Source organism: Streptomyces lacaronensis (assembly GCF_047337785.1).
GTDB classification, from domain to species: Bacteria; Actinomycetota; Actinomycetes; order Streptomycetales; family Streptomycetaceae; genus Streptomyces; species Streptomyces lycopersici.
This window is the reverse complement of sequence record NZ_JBLHDK010000003.1, coordinates 5,464,718-5,479,360: the sequence shown is the minus strand read 5'-3', so window position 1 is coordinate 5,479,360 and position 14,643 is coordinate 5,464,718. Positions and strand designations below refer to the sequence as shown.

Genomic DNA, 14,643 nt, shown 5'->3' with positions numbered 1-14,643 from the left:
CTCCCGGATCAGTTCGAGGGTGCGGCGACGTCGGCGCCGGTGTCGGGGGTGTCGGAGGCGTCGTCCGAGGCGGTCTGGAGCCCGTTCTCCTTGCGGAAGGACTCGTAGATCTGCAGCAGGACCTGCTTCTGCCGCTCGTTGATCGAGGGATCGGCGAGTATCACGCTGCGCACCTCGGTCTCTTCGCGGTCCCGCTCGTCGAGGATCCCCGCCTGTACGTACAGGGTCTCGGCGGATATCCGCAGCGCCTTCGCCAGCTGCTGCAGGATCTCGGCGCTCGGCTTGCGCAGCCCGCGCTCGATCTGGCTGAGGTACGGATTGGACACCCCGGCCGCATCGGCCAGCTGCCGCAGCGACAGCTGCGCGCTGCGCCGCTGCTCGCGCAGGAACCCGCCGAGGTTGCCGACGTTGAGTGATGCCATGCCTCGATGCTGCAACAGGTGTGCTAACTATTGCAAGCATTTGCTTGCAATAGTGGTGCGTGTCATGTGGGGGCCGTCGGTGTGACCCGGTCGGTGTGGCCCCAGCGGGTCGTCCGGTCGGGTGCGATCTCGTCGGTGCGACTTCGTGAAAGAAATTTTCGTGAGGTCTGTCGATCCGGGCGGAGCTCGTTCGACGCAGGGGTGAGAGGCAGGGCAAGCCCCCGGTCTCCGCCCCGAAATCTCGATCTCGTTTCGCAAGGAGTCACCATGCCGCGCTATCTGTCGATGATCCGCGTCGATGAGCAGAACGCCCCCGCCGAGGGCCCCAGCCCCGAGCTCATGGAGCGGATGGGCGAGCTGATCGAAGAGATGACCAAGGCCGGGGTCATGCTGGACACGGCCGGGCTCACCCCGACCTCCGACGGCACCCGGGTCACCTGGTCCGGCGGAAAGATCAGCTGCACCGACGGCCCCTTCACCGAGAGCAAGGAGGTTATCGGCGGCTACGCCCTGCTCCAGGCCAAGGACAAGGCCGAGGCGCTGGAGTGGACCAAGCGGTTCCTGCGGGTCCATGAGGAGTACTGGACCATCACCTGCGAGGTCCGTGAGGTTGTCGAGCCCTGAGCCGGTAACGCTTGCTCCGTCCCCTTGCGGCTGCTCTGATGGTGGCCGTGACGGCAGCAAGCCCGGCCGATGCGGCGAAAGCGGCTGAAAGCGCTCGGAGCGGCGCAACAGCTGACATCGCCAGAACGGTCGAAACGGTCTTCAGGATCGAGTCCGCGCGGATCATCGCAGGCGTCGCCCGCATCGTGCGGGACGTCGGACTGGCCGAGGAACTCGCGCAGGACGCCCTGGTCACCGCGCTGGAGCGGTGGCCGGAGTCGGGTGTTCCGGATAATCCGGGTGCCTGGCTCATGGCCACCGCCAAGCACCGTGCGATCGATCTCGTACGCCGTAAGGAGACCTACGCACGCAAGCTGGCGGAGGTCGGGCGGGCTCTGGAGGACATCTCACCGCCCGACCCGGCGGACCTCGCCCGGACCGCCGAGGACATCGACGACGATCTGCTGCGGCTGATCTTCACCGCGTGCCATCCCGTGCTGTCCACGCAGGCCCGGGTCGCGCTCACGCTGCGGCTGCTGGGCGGGCTGACGACGGAGGAGATCGCCCGCGCGTTCCTGGTCCCGGAGTCGACGGTCGCCCAGCGCATCGTCCGGGCCAAGCGGACCCTCGCCAAGGCCGAGGTCCCCTTCGAGGTGCCGTACGGCGAGGACCGAACCGCCCGGCTCTCCTCGGTCCTGGAGGTCGTCTACCTCGTCTTCAACGAGGGCTACTCCGCGACCGCGGGCGACGATCTGGTGCGCCCGGCCCTGTGCGAGGACGCGCTGCGCCTGGCACGGGTGCTGGCGGGGCTGCTGCCCCAGGAGCCCGAAGTGCATGGCCTGGTCTCGCTGCTGGAGTTCCAGTCCTCCCGGATCGCGGCGCGCACCGGCCCCGGCGGCGAGCCGGTGCTGCTCGCCGACCAGAACCGCACCAAGTGGAACCGCCTGCTCATCCGCCGGGGTGTCGAGGCCCTCCAGCGGGCGGGTCAGGGTCCGTACTCCCTCCAGGCCGCCATCGCCGCCTGTCACGCACGGGCGGTCCGGTACGAGGACACCGACTGGACGGCCATCGCCGCCCTCTACGGCCGGCTGATGGCGCTGACCCCGTCCCCGGTGGTCGAGCTCAACCGGGCGGTCGCCGTCGCGATGGCGGAGGGGCCCGCGGCGGGTCTGAAACTGGTCGAGGCACTGGCGGAGGAACCGGCCCTCAAGGGCTACCACCTGCTGCCGAGCGTCCGCGGGGATCTGCTGGAGCGACTGGGGCGGCATGAGGAGGCCCGGGCGGAGTTCGCCCGCGCGGCGGCCCTGACCCGTAACGCCCGTGAGCGGGCGCTGCTGCTGGAACGGTCGTCGGTCTGAGCTCTTGTCGGGCTGGAACGGTCGTCGGTCTGAGCTGATCTTGTCGGGCTGGTCCGATCTCGTCGGATTGAGTTGATCTTACGGTCTGGGCTGATCTTGTGGTTGGGGCGAAAAGGTGCGCATGCTGCCCCATGACCTCATCCTCTTCCTCATCCGCGCTCTCCTCGTCTTCGTTTTCCCGTCTCTCGTCACCGGCCGATCGGCTGGGCTTCGGGGCCATGCAGCTGCCGGGGCGGTGGAGCGGCCCCGCCGTCGAGCGGGCCATGGCCGTGGAGGTCGCACGGCGCGCCGTGGAGCTGGGCGTCCGTCATATCGACACCGCCGCCTTCTACTTCTCCGCCACCGAACGGGCCAACGACATCCTGCGCGAGGCCCTGCACCCGTACCCCGGGCACCTCACCATCGCCACCAAGATCGGGCCGCTGCGCACCGCGACCGGGGAGATGTACGCGGAGGCGCGGCCGGAGCAGCTGCGGGGGCTGGTGGAGGAGAACCTGCGGCAGCTGGGCGTGGACGCCCTCGACCTGGTCCACCTGCGGGTGGGGCGGCTCAAGGCGGTGGGCGGGGTGCCGATCGGGGAGCGGTTCGGCGCGCTGGCCGCACTGCGGGAGGAGGGGCTGGTGCGGGAGCTCGGGGTGAGCAATGTGAGCGCCGAGCAGCTCGCCGAGGCCCGTGCGATCGCGCCCGTGGCGGCGGTGCAGAACCGGTTCGGGGTGCTCGACCAGGCCGACGGGGCGCTGGTGGACGAGTGTGCCGCGGCCGGGATCGCCTATATGCCGTTCTTCGCGCTGGGCGGCGGCCACACCGGCCTGGACGACGAGAATCTGCGGACGGTCGCGGAGCGGCACGGCGCGACCGCGCATCAGATCGCCCTCGCCTGGGGCCTCGCCCGCTCGCCCGCGATCATCCAGATCCCCGGCACCAGCTCACTGGCCCACCTCGAGGAGAACATGGCGGCGGCGCGGATCGCCCTCGACGAGGACGACATGGCGCTGCTGAGGCCGGTGGCGTCGGCGGGCTGACGCGAGGCGGGGCGGGCTGACGCGGGGCGGGCGGGCCGGGCGGCACCGGCGGGACGGGCCGTGACCTGGGCGCGGGGCCGTTGTCGTACCCCCGTGGTCGAATGAACGAAAGGTGGGCGCGGAGTGCGCCGACGGCGGGAGGTGGGCGATGCCCGGTGGGACGAGCGGGGTGCGGGTGCGGCTCGAGCCGTGGGAGGACAGCGTGCTCTGCCTTGAGCTGCTGCGCCGCGTCAACGGCCCGGAGATGACGAGCTACCTGGGCGGACCGGAGAGCGAGGAGCAGATCCTGGTCCGCCACCGGCGGTATGCCCAGCTGACCGGGCCGGGCGCCGGGCGGATGTACCGGATCGTGCTGCCGGAGGGGGACGAGACGGCAGGCAGCATCGGGTACTGGGAGCGGGAGTGGCGGGGTGAGCCGGTGTACGAGACCGGCTGGGCCGTGCTGCCGCCGTTCCAGGGGCGGGGGATCGCGGCCGCGGCCGCTGGGGAGGTGGCGCGGGCGGCCGCGGCGCAGCGGACCCATCGGCATCTGCACGCCTATCCGTCCGTCGGCCACCCCGCGTCGAACGGGGTGTGCCGCAAGGCCGGGTTCACGCTGCTCGGCGAGTGCGAGTTCGAGTATCCGGTGGGGACGATGATGCGGTGCAACGACTGGCGGCTGGAGCTGTGGCCGCCCTCCTAGGGCCCTTCTGACGGATCTCCGCGGCGTCGCGACGCCCAGCACGCCCTCTCGCCCCACCGCGCGAAAACCCAAGTAGCTCCGCTACGAGGGCTTCCGCGCGGCACGCCGAGAGCACGCACCGGACGCCGCTCCTTCCTCCACGGAGATCCGTCAGAAGGACCCTAGCCGTTCAGGGCGCTCCCGGTGTCCTGGGCGCCTTCGGCGGCCGGGGTGCGGGGTGGTGCGTAGTGCACGGAGAGGCCGGTGCGGCCCGGCAGGAGGTCGGGGCGGAGCACCAGGCGCTCGTCGTAGTCCCCGCCGTTCTGACGGCGGAACGGAATCGGCTCCTCGGTCGGCAGGGCGGCCAGCCGCTTCCGCAGCTCGGCGACATGGGTTTCGTACGCCTCGGCCGGGACCCGGTCCGCGCCGTACACCACATACGGCGGCAGCACGGACATCCCGCTGTACCAGAAGGTGCCGTGGTGCAGCGGGAACAGCAGATCACCGAGCTCGCCGTTGACACCGCGCGGGCCCATGGTGGCCTCGGGCGCCCCGGCGGTCAGCACCACCATGGCGCGCTTACCGGCCAGCTTGCCGTCCCCGTAGCGCAGGGTGCGGCCGTCCGGCCCGATGACCCCGTAGGCGAAACCCTTGACGAAGACGCGGTCGAACCAGCCCTTGAGGATGGCGGGCATGCCGTACCACCACAGCGGGAACTGCACGACGAGCGCATCGGCCCAGGCGATCTTCTCCTGTTCGACGCGGATGTCCTCGCTGAGCGTCCCCGTGTCATGGGCGCGCCGCGAGGCGGCCCCGACGATGAGGCGTTCGTCCGCGTCATGCCGGAAGTCGGCGCCGTCCACCACGGGATTCCAGCGCATCGCGTAGAGATCGGACAGTTGGTACTCATGGCCCGCCTCGCGCAGGGCGCGCAGCCCCTCGTCGCGCAACGCCCCGCTGAGGGAGCGCTGTTCGGGGTGGGCGAATATCCACAGCACGTTCATGCCCACCATGCTCGGAAATCGGCCCCGGAGCCGACGAGTGGCCGGATGGCCAGGATGTACAAGGATCTGGCCAGTAATCTGGCCAGTCCCTGATCCGGGCGGTCAGCTCCGCGCGCTGATCAGCGCCTCCACTCCGTCGAGGATCCGCTCCAGGCCGAAGACGAACTCGTCGTCGGGGCCGCCCGGGGTGTCGAACTCCCCCGTCCGCAGCGCCGCCGTCACCGCCGGGAAGCGCTCGGCGTCGGTCAGCTTCTCCAGCAGCTTGGCCCAGGACGTCATCGAGGACTCAAGGCTCTGCCCCTTGCGGCGGTGGGCCGCCAGCAGGTCGAAGGTCATCCGCGCCTCGTTCCGGACAAAGCCGCTGACCAGCATCAGCACGGAGACCTTCTCGCCCTCGCTGAGGTTGGTGTGGCGCAGACAGCCCAGCCCGCGCTCCATCCAGGCCACCGAGTTGGGCGTCGAGGGCGGGGCGCTGATCGGGACGTTCACCGCCCACGGGTGGCGGGCGTAGGCGGCGCGCAGCGCCCAGGCCCAGTCGCTGAACCCGGTCCGCCAGTCCTTCGCCGGTTCGCCGGGCGGCGGCGGGCCGTAGGCCGCGTCCTCCATCAGCGTCAGCAGCTCGTCCTTGGCCGAGACATAGCGGTACAGGGACATCGTGGAGACGCCCAGCTCGGACGCGACCCGGCTCATGGAGACCGCGCCGAGGCCGTCCGCCGAGGCGATACCGACGGCGGCGTCGACGATCCGGCCCAGGGTCAGACCGGGGCGGGGCCCCTTGCCCGGGCGTTCCCGCAGTCCCCAGGCGGCCTCGATGCTCGCCGGCAGGCCGGTGCCGCTGTCCTCGGTGGCCATGGCCTCGGGACCCTCCGTATCTACGTGCGCTGATGGTGGCTCGATTGACCGCCATCCTAGAGTTGTGTATACCCTACGCAGTAGTGTGTATGGCATACGCAGAAAGCGGAGCGGGGGGAATCATGGCCCAACGACCAGTCATCGAGGCGAGCGGCCTCGAGAAGTCCTTCGGGGCGGTGAAGGTGCTCAGGGGCGTCGATCTGTCGGTCGCGCCCGGCAGCGTCTTCGCGCTGCTCGGCCCCAACGGGGCGGGCAAGACCACGACCGTGCGGATCCTGGCCACGCTGACGCCACCGGACGCCGGGCGGGCCCGCGTCGCGGGCTTCGACGTCGTCGCAGACCGCCGCCGGGTCCGCCGCGCCATCAGCCTCACCGGGCAGTACGCCGCGGTGGACGAGGCGCAGACCGGCGAGGAGAACCTGCGGATGATGGGGCGGCTGACCCGGCTCGACCGCGCCGGGGCCCGCGGCCGGGCACACGAACTGCTCGAGCGCTTCGACCTCACCGGCGCCGCCCGCCGCACCGTGGGCACCTACTCGGGCGGGATGCGCCGCCGACTCGACCTCGCCGCGGGCCTGGTCGGCCACCCCGAGGTGATCTTCCTCGACGAGCCGACCACCGGACTCGACCCGCGCAGCCGACAGGCCATGTGGGAGGTGGTCAAGGGGCTGGTGACGGACGGGGTGACGGTCTTCCTCACCACCCAGTACCTGGAGGAGGCCGACCAACTCGCCGACCGAGTCGCCGTGGTGGACGACGGCCGGGTGGTGGCCGAGGGCACCCCGGCCGAGCTGAAGGAGCGCGTGGCCGGGCAGCGGCTGGACCTGACGCTCGGCGATGTCGCGGCGTACGAGACGGCCGCGCGCCAACTCGGCGTACGGCTCGTCTGGAGCGACGCCGACCGGCTGACGCTGGGCGTCGCGACGGACGGCAGCGCCGCCCATGTGCGGACCCTGCTCGACGAGATCGACCCCGAGCGCCGCGCCGTGGACCGCTTCACCGTGCACAGCGCCACGCTCGACGATGTCTTCATGGCCCTGACCGGCCATGACGCCGGGGGCGGGAGCCGTTGCGCCAGGGGAGAGAGCGCCGCGGGGGAGAAGGAGACGGCCGGTGTCTGACGCGATCGTCCTGACCGGCCGCACCATCCGCCTGAGCAGGCGCAATCTCGACGCGGTACTCACCGCCATGCTGCTGCCGATCATGCTGATGCTGGTCTTCGTCTACTTCTTCGGCGGCGCCATCCACACCGGCACCGAGTACGTCACCTATGTCGTCCCCGGGGTGATGCTGCTGTGCGCGGGCTTCGGCTCGGCCAATACGGCAGTCACCGTCACCAATGACATGGCCGGTGGCATCATCGACCGCTTCCGGTCGCTGGACATCGGCGGCACCCCGATCCTGGCGGGCCATGTGGCCGCGAGCGTGCTGCGCAACACGGTCGCGACCGCGATCGTCTTCGGGGTGGCCTTCCTCATCGGCTTCCGTCCGGCCGCCGGTCCGCTCGACTGGCTGGCCGTGGCCGGGATCCTGCTGATGTTCATCCTCGCCATCTCCTGGCTGTCGGCCTGCTTCGGCCTGATCGCCAGGTCGCCGGAGGCGGCGGGCGGGTTCACCTTCATGATGATGTTCCTGCCGTATCCCAGCAGCGCGTTCGTGCCCATCGACACCATGCCGGGCTGGCTGCACGGGTTCGCGGAGCATCAGCCGATCACCCCGGTCATCGAGGCCCTGCGAGGGCTGCTGCTGGACCGGCCGGTCGGCGACAGCGCCTGGCAGGCCCTGGTCTGGTGCGGCGGAATCCTGGTGGTGGCGACCGGGCTGTCGGGCGTGCTCTTCCGCCGTCGCACCGGCTGAGCCGCGCAGCCGTCGCACCGGCTGAGATGCGGAGCCGCCGCACCGGCTGAGCCGCGGAGGCGCCGCACCGCCTGAGCCTATGAGCCGCTGAGCCGCGTTCCCGGCGGCGCCGTCGACGGGGGTCGGCGCCGCCGGGCGGATCAGCTGCCGTACGGGTGGGTGGTGCGGGCCGTGCGCAGGGCCCGCGCCCACCAGGTGAGCTGGTCGAGCATCGCCCCGGCGGCGGTGTCCGGGCCCTCGGGGTCCTTCAGCCGGCCGTCCTCTCCGAACAGCCCGCCCGCGTTGTGGAAGCTGACCGTGTCGCGGACGGTCACGGCGTGGACCTCGGCGAAGACCGGCCGCAGATGCTCGACCGCGCGCAGGCCCCCGGAGATGCCGCCGTAGGAGACAAAGCCGACCGGCTTGGCCTGCCACTGGGTGAAGTGCCAGTCGATCGCGTTCTTGAGGGAAGCGGGGTAGCTGTGGTTGTACTCGGGTGTGACCACGGTGAACGCGTCGGCCGCGTCCAGCCGGGGCGTCACGGCCTCCAGGGCCGCGACGTCCTCGGGGCCGGGACGGTGGGTGAGGGCCGTCGGCAGCGGGGTCTCGGCCAGGTCCACGATGTCGACGGTCATATCGGAGCGGAGCGTCGCATGACCGGCGAACCAGTCCGCGACCTTCGGCCCGAAGCGGCCGTCGCGGGTGCTGCCGATGATGATGGCGAGCCGGATGGGGGAGTCGGTGTCGGTGGCGGACGCGGGCGTGGTGGTTGCCGTCAGGACGGCGGTGTCTGTCGTCATGGGACGAGCCTCGGACTTAAACAAAGGTTGAAGTCAAGCTACTCTCGGCACTATGACGCAACTGACCTGGAAGACCCATGAGCTCACGGTCGGCGATCTCGCACAGCGCAGCGGGGTGCCCGCCTCCGCGCTGCGCTTCTATGAGCGCGAGGGGCTGATCCACAGCCGCCGCACCTCCGGCAACCAGCGCCGCTACACCCGCGACACCCTCCGCCGCGTGGCCTTCGTCCGCTCCTCGCAGCGCGTCGGCATCCCGCTGGCGAGGATCCGGGAAGTCCTCGGGCTCTTCCCCGAGGACCACGTCCTCACCAAGGAGGATTGGGCCCGGATCTCGGAGTGCTGGCGCGCGGATCTCAACGAGCGCATCGAGCAGCTGGAGAACCTCCGCGACCACCTCACCGACTGCATCGGCTGCGGCTGTCTGTCGATCGACAAGTGCGCGCTGGCGAACCCCTACGACCGGCTGGGCGAGCAGGGCACGGGCGCGCGCCGGCTGCTGAAGTCCGGCTGCTGAGCACCGGTCGGCTCAGAAGCCGTCGGGGCACCAGGGGCGGCGCGGGGTCCGCAGCAGTCGGTCCGCCAGCGCCGCGGCGCCCGGCCGCTCCTCCGCTATCCGGCCCAGTGAGACGAGCCGGACCGCCGATTCGTCGCCCAGCCACAGGGTGCTCAACTCGCCGATGTCCATGGTCAGATCGGCCGGACGGCCCGTGGTCGCACACGCCGCGCCGTCGGGGCCCGCCTCCAGGAAGTAGCGCCCCCCGGCCAGCCCGGCGGCGTCGCGCAGCTCGAGCACCAGAGAGCCCTCCGCCGGGTACGTACGGGTCTCCAGCAGCTGGGGCACATCCAGCGGGCGCAGCCACAGCCAGTCGGCATACATGGTGACCTGGGCCGCGCGGGGGTCGCCGAGCAGCAGCGGAAGCAGATCGTCCGGGGCGCGCCGGCCGGTGTTGACCCGGGTCACCCAGTCGACCGAGAGCAGGAAGTGCCACAGCGCCGCCTCGGCGGCCGGGGTGACCGTGGTCAGCTCGTGCACGGTGGCGGTGTTGTGCGGTCGTTTGTTGCCCTCCCAGCGGTCGTCCGCCGTGTAGGCGAGCAGTCCGTCCACCGAGCCGTCGGGGGAGCGGTAGAACACATAGAACGGCTCGGTCCAGGGACGGTTGGGGTACTGCCGCTGACCGGTGTTGGTCCGCCACCAGTGGTCCGGGCGGTCGATGGCGCCGTGCTGCTTGGCGCGCAGCCGCTCATGCAGGGCGGGGCCCAGCTTCCGCACCTCGTCGGCGTCGGCGAAGTCGACCCGGCCGCCGTCCACCGGAGCCGAGTGGCGTGGGTCGAGACCGGCCCGGGGGACGTCCACCTGCCATTCGGTGATCCAGGTGGCCGGACCGAAGCCGTACCGCCCGTAGATCGGGTACTCGGCCGCGATCAGGGTGGCCACCGCCTCGCCCCGCTCCTTGGCGGCGCGCAGATCGTGCTCCATCATCCGGCTGAGCAGACCCCGGCGGCGGTGGGTGGCCGACACCGCGACATTGCTGATCGCGTCGGCGGGGACATCCGCCCCGCCGACCGCCGTCAGCCGCTGTGCGAAGCTGCGGAAGGTGGCCACGCAGCGGCCCCCGTCGAAGACCCCCTGCGTACGGGACAGATCGATCTGCTCCCGCCGCAGCTCCACCTCCTCCTTCGGCGCCTCCGGCGGACGCAGAAAGCCGGTGTTGAGCGCGACGGTCCAGTTGGTGAGGTCGGAATCGGCGAGTGGGGTGCGGAGTTCGAGGGCCATGCGCACACGCTAAGCGTCGGCCGCCACCGGCCGCACGCCGATTTCCACAGCCCTCGGACCAGGTACTTTCATCACACCGCACCCTGTGGACAGCTCGGCGAGCACTCCGCGAGCACCCCGCCGGACGGCCCGTCGCCGCCTACGCCAGCAGGTCGTCCACCTGTGCCTCTCCCTCGCGGTACCGGCGGGCGATCTCCGCGCTGCAGCCGTCCGCCGTGCGCTGCAGCTCCTGCCGCCGCCGCGACACCTGCCGCTCATGGCCGACGAGGCGGGCCATCGCGCCGTGCAGCTCCTCGTCCGTACGGGCCCGCAGATCCGACAGGCCCACCTCGGCCAGCATCTCCTCGGCCAGCCGCTCGTACTCCGCGTCCTGTGGCGTCCCGAGCGTGACATGCCGGGCCGAGGAGCGGTGCCGTGAGGGGAGATCCGCGAGGATCTCCGGCAGCCGGTCCACCAGCGCGGCGGGCGGCTGGGCCGCTGCCGCCGCGGGCGCCGGGTCACGGCGGTGGCCCAGCTCGGCGCGGAGGATGTCGATCCGCCCCTGGAGCAGTCTGCGCAGATAGCTCAGATCCGCCTCCTCACGCTGTACCGAGCGGCGCAGCGACCGCAGCTCCGGCAACTGCAATGCGTTCAGACCGCTCGCCGCCGCCGACGTGGATGTCACGGCCGGCGCCGTCACGGCGGCGGAGTCGGCCAGTCGCCCGCCGCGCTGGCTCGGCGGCCGTGGCGGCAGCAGGCCCTCGGTGGCCGTGGGCTGGCCGGTGCCCGATGTGGTCATTGGTGTCCGTCCCCTCCAGCGATGCGTCGTTCTCGCAGTTCCTGCCCGCCTGCACCGCCTGCACGCATCGTGCCACCAGTGATGCTCCCTGTGCAGCGGCTCTCCACCCGATCGGCCCCGGATGGACGCACGGCATGATGGTCGCCATGCGTGCTGTGGTACAGAGAGTGGACGGGGCGAGCGTCGTCGTGGACGGCGAGACGGTCGGCGAGATCGTCGGTGAGGGGCTGTGCGTACTGGTCGGGGTGACACATGACGACACCCCGGAGAAGGCGGCCCAGCTCGCCCGCAAGCTGTGGTCCGTAAGGATGCTCCGCGACGAGAGGTCCTGCTCGGACCTGGACGCTCCGCTGCTGGTCATCAGCCAGTTCACGCTCTACGGCGACGCCCGTAAGGGGCGCCGTCCCACCTGGAACGCGGCGGCGCCCGGCGGGGTCGCCGAACCGCTCGTCGACGAGGTGGTGGCACAGCTGCGGAAGCTGGGCGCGCACGTGGAAACGGGCCGGTTCGGAGCGGCCATGAAGGTCTCGCTCACGAACGACGGCCCGTTCACGGTGCTCGTCGAGGTCTAGCCGAACCGCGAGGCCCGGCGGACCGGCGGTGGGTTCACGGCCCGGCGGACCGGCGGTGGGTTCACGGCTCCACGACCGTCTCCTGCGCGGCGGCCGTGGAGTCCGCGATCAGGTCCGCGTCCACCGGCACATTGCGCTTGACCAGCGCCAGGGCGATCGGCCCCAGCTCGTGGTGGCGGGCAGAGGAGGTGATGAACCCCAGCTGGCGGCCCTCCTCGCCCTCCGAGGCCAGCCGTATGGGCGCGCCGTGGGACGGCAGGGTCACCTCGCTGCCGTCGAGGTGGAGGAAGACCAGCCGGCGCGGTGGCTTCCCCAGGTTCTGCACCCGGGCGACGGTCTCCTGGCCGCGGTAGCAGCCCTTCTGGAGATGGACGGCGGAGCCGATCCAGCCCAGCTCGTGCGGGATGGTGCGGTGGTCGGTCTCCAGGCCGACCCGCGGCCGGTGGGCCTCGACCCGCAGCGCCTCGTACGCCAGCACTCCGATCGGCGGGCCGCTCTCCTCGGCGAAGGCGGTAAGGCGCTCACGGGGCAGGAAGAGGTCCCGGCCGTGCGGGGTCTCGCGGACGACGGCGTCCTCGGGGGCCTCGGTGATGCTGCCGGCCGGGAGGTGGACGACCGCGTACTCGTCGGTGCGGTCCGCGATGTCCACCCGGTAGAAGAACTTCATGCTCTCCAGGTAGGCGATCAGATCGCCCTGGCTGTCGGGCTCCACATGGGCCCAGGTGGTCTCGCCGTCGTCGACGAGGTAGAGCGCGTGTTCGATGTGGCCGTGGGCGGAGAGGATCAGGGCTTCGGTGGCCTGGCCCGGCGGTAGTTCGCTGACGTGCTGGGTGAGCAGCAGATGCAGCCAGCTGAGCCGGTCGGCACCGCTGACCGTGACCACTCCGCGGTGCGAGAGGTCCACGAAGCCGGTGCCGTCGGCGAGCGCGCGCTGCTCGCGGAACAGGTCGCCGTAGTGGGCGGCGACGCCTTCGTCGGGGCCCTCGCCGGGGACGGCGCCGGGCAGCGACAGCAAAGGGCTCTTCATGAACTCAGCCTACGACCTGCGGGCCCGGCCCTCACCGGAGCGGTTTTCGACGCCGTCTCCAGCGAGCTGTCCGGGGTCTCCCCCAGCCTCTCCGGCGCGCTGCCGGGCGGAGCAGGAGGCACACCGGCCGAAGATCGCGAAGTGCTTCAGATCGGTGTCGAAGCCGAAGTCCGCCCGGAGCTGCCGGGTGAAGGCGTCGGCCACGGAGACATCGGCCTCGATCACATCCGTGCAGTCCCGGCACACCATATGGATGTGATGGTGCCGGTCGGCCAGGTGGTACGTGGGGGCGCCGTGGCCGAGATGGGCATGGCTGACCAGGCCCAGCTCCTCCAGCAGCTCCAGCGTGCGATAGACCGTGGAGATGTTGACGCCGCTCGCGGTGCGGCGCACCTCGGTGAGGATCTCGTCCGGAGTGGCGTGCTCCAGATGATCGACGGCTTCGAGCACGAGCTGGCGCTGCGGGGTCAGACGGTAGCCGCGCTCCCGCAGATCGCTCTTCCAGTCGGTGGTCGCCACGGTGCAAGTGTAGGCGGGCCCGGAGTGACCGGCCGGACGCACAGGGGAGAACCGGACGCGGTACGCGGGAGCCCGACTCGGTGGAGGGCGGAAGGCGCGAGCCGGGGGGCTCAGCGTGGGCTCAGCGGGGGCTCAGCGGAAGAACGCGATCCCGTCGTCCGGCAGGTCCTTGAGGTCCTTGGCCCACTCCCGGGGGTCCACGACCTTCTTCAGATGCGCGGACATGTACGGGCGCAACTCGACCTCGGGGGTGGCCTTCTCGCCGACCCACATCAGATCGCTGTTGACGTAGCCGTACAGCCGCTTGCCGCCCGAGTACGGGGCCGCGTGGGCGGTGCGCGCCACCGCGTCCGTCGCCAGGTCGATCTGCGGCTTGCCCTCCGCGAGCTCGCCGTACCAGACCTCGATGATGCCCTGGTCCCGGCTCATCACGACCTCGACCTTGCGGTCCTTGTCGATCCGCCAGTAGCCGGATTCGGTCTCCAGGGGGCGGACCTTCTTGCCCTCGGAGTCCAGCACCCAGGTGTGCGAGATGTACTCGATGAAGTCACGGCCGTCGTGCGTGAAGGTGGCCTCCTGGCCGAAGTTGCACTTCTCGGCCCCGGGGAAGTCCGAGACGCCGGCCCCTTCCCAGTTGCCCAGGAGGAAGGCGAGCGGCACGAGGTCCGGGTGGAGGTCGGACGGAATCTGGATCATGAATTCAGGCGATCTGTCGAGAGTCGAGCCGTGGTGGCGGGGCGGGAACGGTTCAGCGCTGGCCCTGGTACAGCTTCTTCCAGGTCAGCGCGGCGAAGCCGAGCGTGGCCACGGCGACCAGGATCATCAGGGTGGTGAAGACTGCCTCAAGCACGGGCGCGCTCCTCGGAACAGATGACGGACGGCACCGAGTCTAGTCGCCGCCGGGACGGCCGGTGGAGACAGGTGGCCGTGCGGCGCCGGACCCCTGGGTGCCGAGCCTAAGGTTGACGCATGGCGAAGAAGCTGGTGATCAAGGTGACGGCGGGCGCGGACGCTCCCGAGCGGTGCTCCCAGGCGTTCACGGTGGCGGCGGTGGCCGCGGCGAGCGGCGTCGAGGTCTCGCTCTGGCTGACCGGGGAGTCGACGTGGTTCGCGCTGCCCGGCCGGGCAGCGGAGTTCGAGCTTCCGCATGCCGCGCCGCTTCCGGATCTGATCGACGGCATCCTTACGGGCGGCGGGACGATCACGGTGTGCACACAGTGCGCCGCTCGGCGGGAGATCGAGGAGAAGGATCTGATCGAAGGTGCCCGGATCGCGGGCGCTCAGGTCTTCGTGAGCGAGATCGTGCCGGACGGCGTCCAGGCGCTCGTGTACTAGGGTCCTTCTGACGGCTCTTGACGCCTGCGGCGGGCTGTTCCCCTCCCGCCCCTTCCCACGCAGCGTCGATGTGCGGCTCC

Annotated in this window: 18 protein-coding genes; 9 read left to right on the top strand and 9 right to left on the bottom strand. The window is 71.0% G+C overall.

All coding sequences use genetic code 11. The features are described from left to right. Positions 1–8 precede the first annotated feature (8 nt). Positions 9–422, bottom strand: a complete 414-nt coding sequence (locus tag ACMTAK_RS23515; protein ID WP_044572029.1) for a helix-turn-helix domain-containing protein — start codon at positions 420–422, stop codon at positions 9–11. Positions 423–689: 267 nt separating this feature from the next. Here ACMTAK_RS23515 and ACMTAK_RS23510 point away from each other — a divergent pair, with 267 nt between their 5' ends. The 4 genes from ACMTAK_RS23510 to ACMTAK_RS23495 all read left to right on the top strand — a co-directional run bounded on the left by ACMTAK_RS23510 (position 690) and on the right by ACMTAK_RS23495 (position 4,087). Further along, complete coding sequence (locus tag ACMTAK_RS23510; protein WP_413808028.1) at positions 690–1,046, top strand: YciI family protein; 357 nt, start codon at positions 690–692, stop codon at positions 1,044–1,046. A gap of 47 nt (positions 1,047–1,093) precedes the next feature. Continuing rightward, complete coding sequence (locus ACMTAK_RS23505) at positions 1,094–2,383, top strand: RNA polymerase sigma factor (RefSeq protein ID WP_413808027.1); 1,290 nt, start codon at positions 1,094–1,096, stop codon at positions 2,381–2,383. Between the two features lie 131 nt (positions 2,384–2,514). Beyond that, positions 2,515–3,405, top strand: a complete 891-nt coding sequence (locus tag ACMTAK_RS23500; protein WP_413808026.1) for an oxidoreductase — start codon at positions 2,515–2,517, stop codon at positions 3,403–3,405. A 148-nt stretch (positions 3,406–3,553) separates the two neighbouring features. Continuing rightward, positions 3,554–4,087, top strand: coding sequence for a GNAT family N-acetyltransferase (locus ACMTAK_RS23495; protein WP_413808025.1), 534 nt, complete (start codon positions 3,554–3,556; stop codon positions 4,085–4,087). Between the two features lie 161 nt (positions 4,088–4,248). Here ACMTAK_RS23495 and ACMTAK_RS23490 read toward each other — a convergent pair whose 3' ends face one another. Together ACMTAK_RS23490 and ACMTAK_RS23485 are read right to left on the bottom strand one after the other, a co-directional pair. After that, positions 4,249–5,070, bottom strand: a complete 822-nt coding sequence (locus ACMTAK_RS23490) for an NAD(P)H-dependent oxidoreductase (protein WP_413808024.1) — start codon at positions 5,068–5,070, stop codon at positions 4,249–4,251. Between the two features lie 102 nt (positions 5,071–5,172). Further along, complete coding sequence (locus tag ACMTAK_RS23485; protein WP_413808023.1) at positions 5,173–5,922, bottom strand: TetR/AcrR family transcriptional regulator; 750 nt, start codon at positions 5,920–5,922, stop codon at positions 5,173–5,175. 122 nt (positions 5,923–6,044) lie between these two features. On the opposite strand from ACMTAK_RS23485, the gene ACMTAK_RS23480 reads away from it, so the two are divergent. Next, positions 6,045–7,043: an ATP-binding cassette domain-containing protein gene (locus ACMTAK_RS23480; protein ID WP_413808022.1), complete on the top strand. Its 999-nt coding sequence runs from the start codon at positions 6,045–6,047 to the stop codon at positions 7,041–7,043. Continuing rightward, positions 7,036–7,779, top strand: coding sequence for an ABC transporter permease (locus tag ACMTAK_RS23475; protein ID WP_413808021.1), 744 nt, complete (start codon positions 7,036–7,038; stop codon positions 7,777–7,779). Before ACMTAK_RS23480 ends, ACMTAK_RS23475 begins: the two co-directional genes overlap by 8 nt. 140 nt (positions 7,780–7,919) lie before the next feature. Here the strand turns inward: ACMTAK_RS23475 and ACMTAK_RS23470 are convergent, their stop codons facing one another. Next, positions 7,920–8,558, bottom strand: a complete 639-nt coding sequence (locus tag ACMTAK_RS23470) for an NADPH-dependent FMN reductase (protein WP_413808020.1) — start codon at positions 8,556–8,558, stop codon at positions 7,920–7,922. 52 nt (positions 8,559–8,610) lie between these two features. Between ACMTAK_RS23470 and soxR the strand changes: the two genes are divergently transcribed. Then, entirely contained in the window at positions 8,611–9,072 is a 462-nt protein-coding gene (soxR, locus tag ACMTAK_RS23465; protein ID WP_413808019.1) for a redox-sensitive transcriptional activator SoxR, read from the top strand. 12 nt (positions 9,073–9,084) lie between these two features. Here soxR and ACMTAK_RS23460 read toward each other — a convergent pair whose 3' ends face one another. Both ACMTAK_RS23460 and ACMTAK_RS23455 read right to left on the bottom strand, forming a co-directional pair. Continuing rightward, a complete protein-coding gene (locus tag ACMTAK_RS23460; RefSeq protein WP_413808018.1) occupies positions 9,085–10,332 on the bottom strand; it encodes a GNAT family N-acetyltransferase in 1,248 nt (415 codons plus the stop codon). Positions 10,333–10,471: 139 nt separating this feature from the next. After that, positions 10,472–11,110 carry an RsiG family protein gene (locus ACMTAK_RS23455; RefSeq protein WP_413808017.1) on the bottom strand — a complete coding sequence of 213 codons (639 nt, stop codon included), beginning with the start codon at positions 11,108–11,110 and terminating at the stop codon, positions 10,472–10,474. Between the two features lie 146 nt (positions 11,111–11,256). On the opposite strand from ACMTAK_RS23455, the gene dtd reads away from it, so the two are divergent. Further along, on the top strand, positions 11,257–11,682 hold the full coding sequence (gene dtd / locus ACMTAK_RS23450; RefSeq protein WP_413808016.1) for a D-aminoacyl-tRNA deacylase: 426 nt from the start codon (positions 11,257–11,259) through the stop codon (positions 11,680–11,682). A 61-nt stretch (positions 11,683–11,743) separates the two neighbouring features. Here the strand turns inward: dtd and ygfZ are convergent, their stop codons facing one another. The 3 genes from ygfZ to ACMTAK_RS23435 all read right to left on the bottom strand — a co-directional run bounded on the left by ygfZ (position 11,744) and on the right by ACMTAK_RS23435 (position 13,924). Then, entirely contained in the window at positions 11,744–12,709 is a 966-nt protein-coding gene (gene ygfZ, locus ACMTAK_RS23445) for a CAF17-like 4Fe-4S cluster assembly/insertion protein YgfZ (protein WP_413808015.1), read from the bottom strand. A 9-nt stretch (positions 12,710–12,718) separates the two neighbouring features. After that, the gene (locus ACMTAK_RS23440) at positions 12,719–13,228 is read right to left on the bottom strand and encodes a Fur family transcriptional regulator (RefSeq protein ID WP_413808014.1); all 510 of its coding nucleotides are present in this window, start codon (positions 13,226–13,228) and stop codon (positions 12,719–12,721) included. 132 nt (positions 13,229–13,360) lie between these two features. Beyond that, complete coding sequence (locus ACMTAK_RS23435; protein WP_020869515.1) at positions 13,361–13,924, bottom strand: heme-binding beta-barrel domain-containing protein; 564 nt, start codon at positions 13,922–13,924, stop codon at positions 13,361–13,363. A 273-nt stretch (positions 13,925–14,197) separates the two neighbouring features. Between ACMTAK_RS23435 and ACMTAK_RS23430 the strand changes: the two genes are divergently transcribed. Continuing rightward, on the top strand, positions 14,198–14,563 hold the full coding sequence (locus ACMTAK_RS23430; RefSeq protein WP_137978921.1) for a DsrE family protein: 366 nt from the start codon (positions 14,198–14,200) through the stop codon (positions 14,561–14,563). The last annotated feature ends 80 nt before the right edge of the window (positions 14,564–14,643 follow it).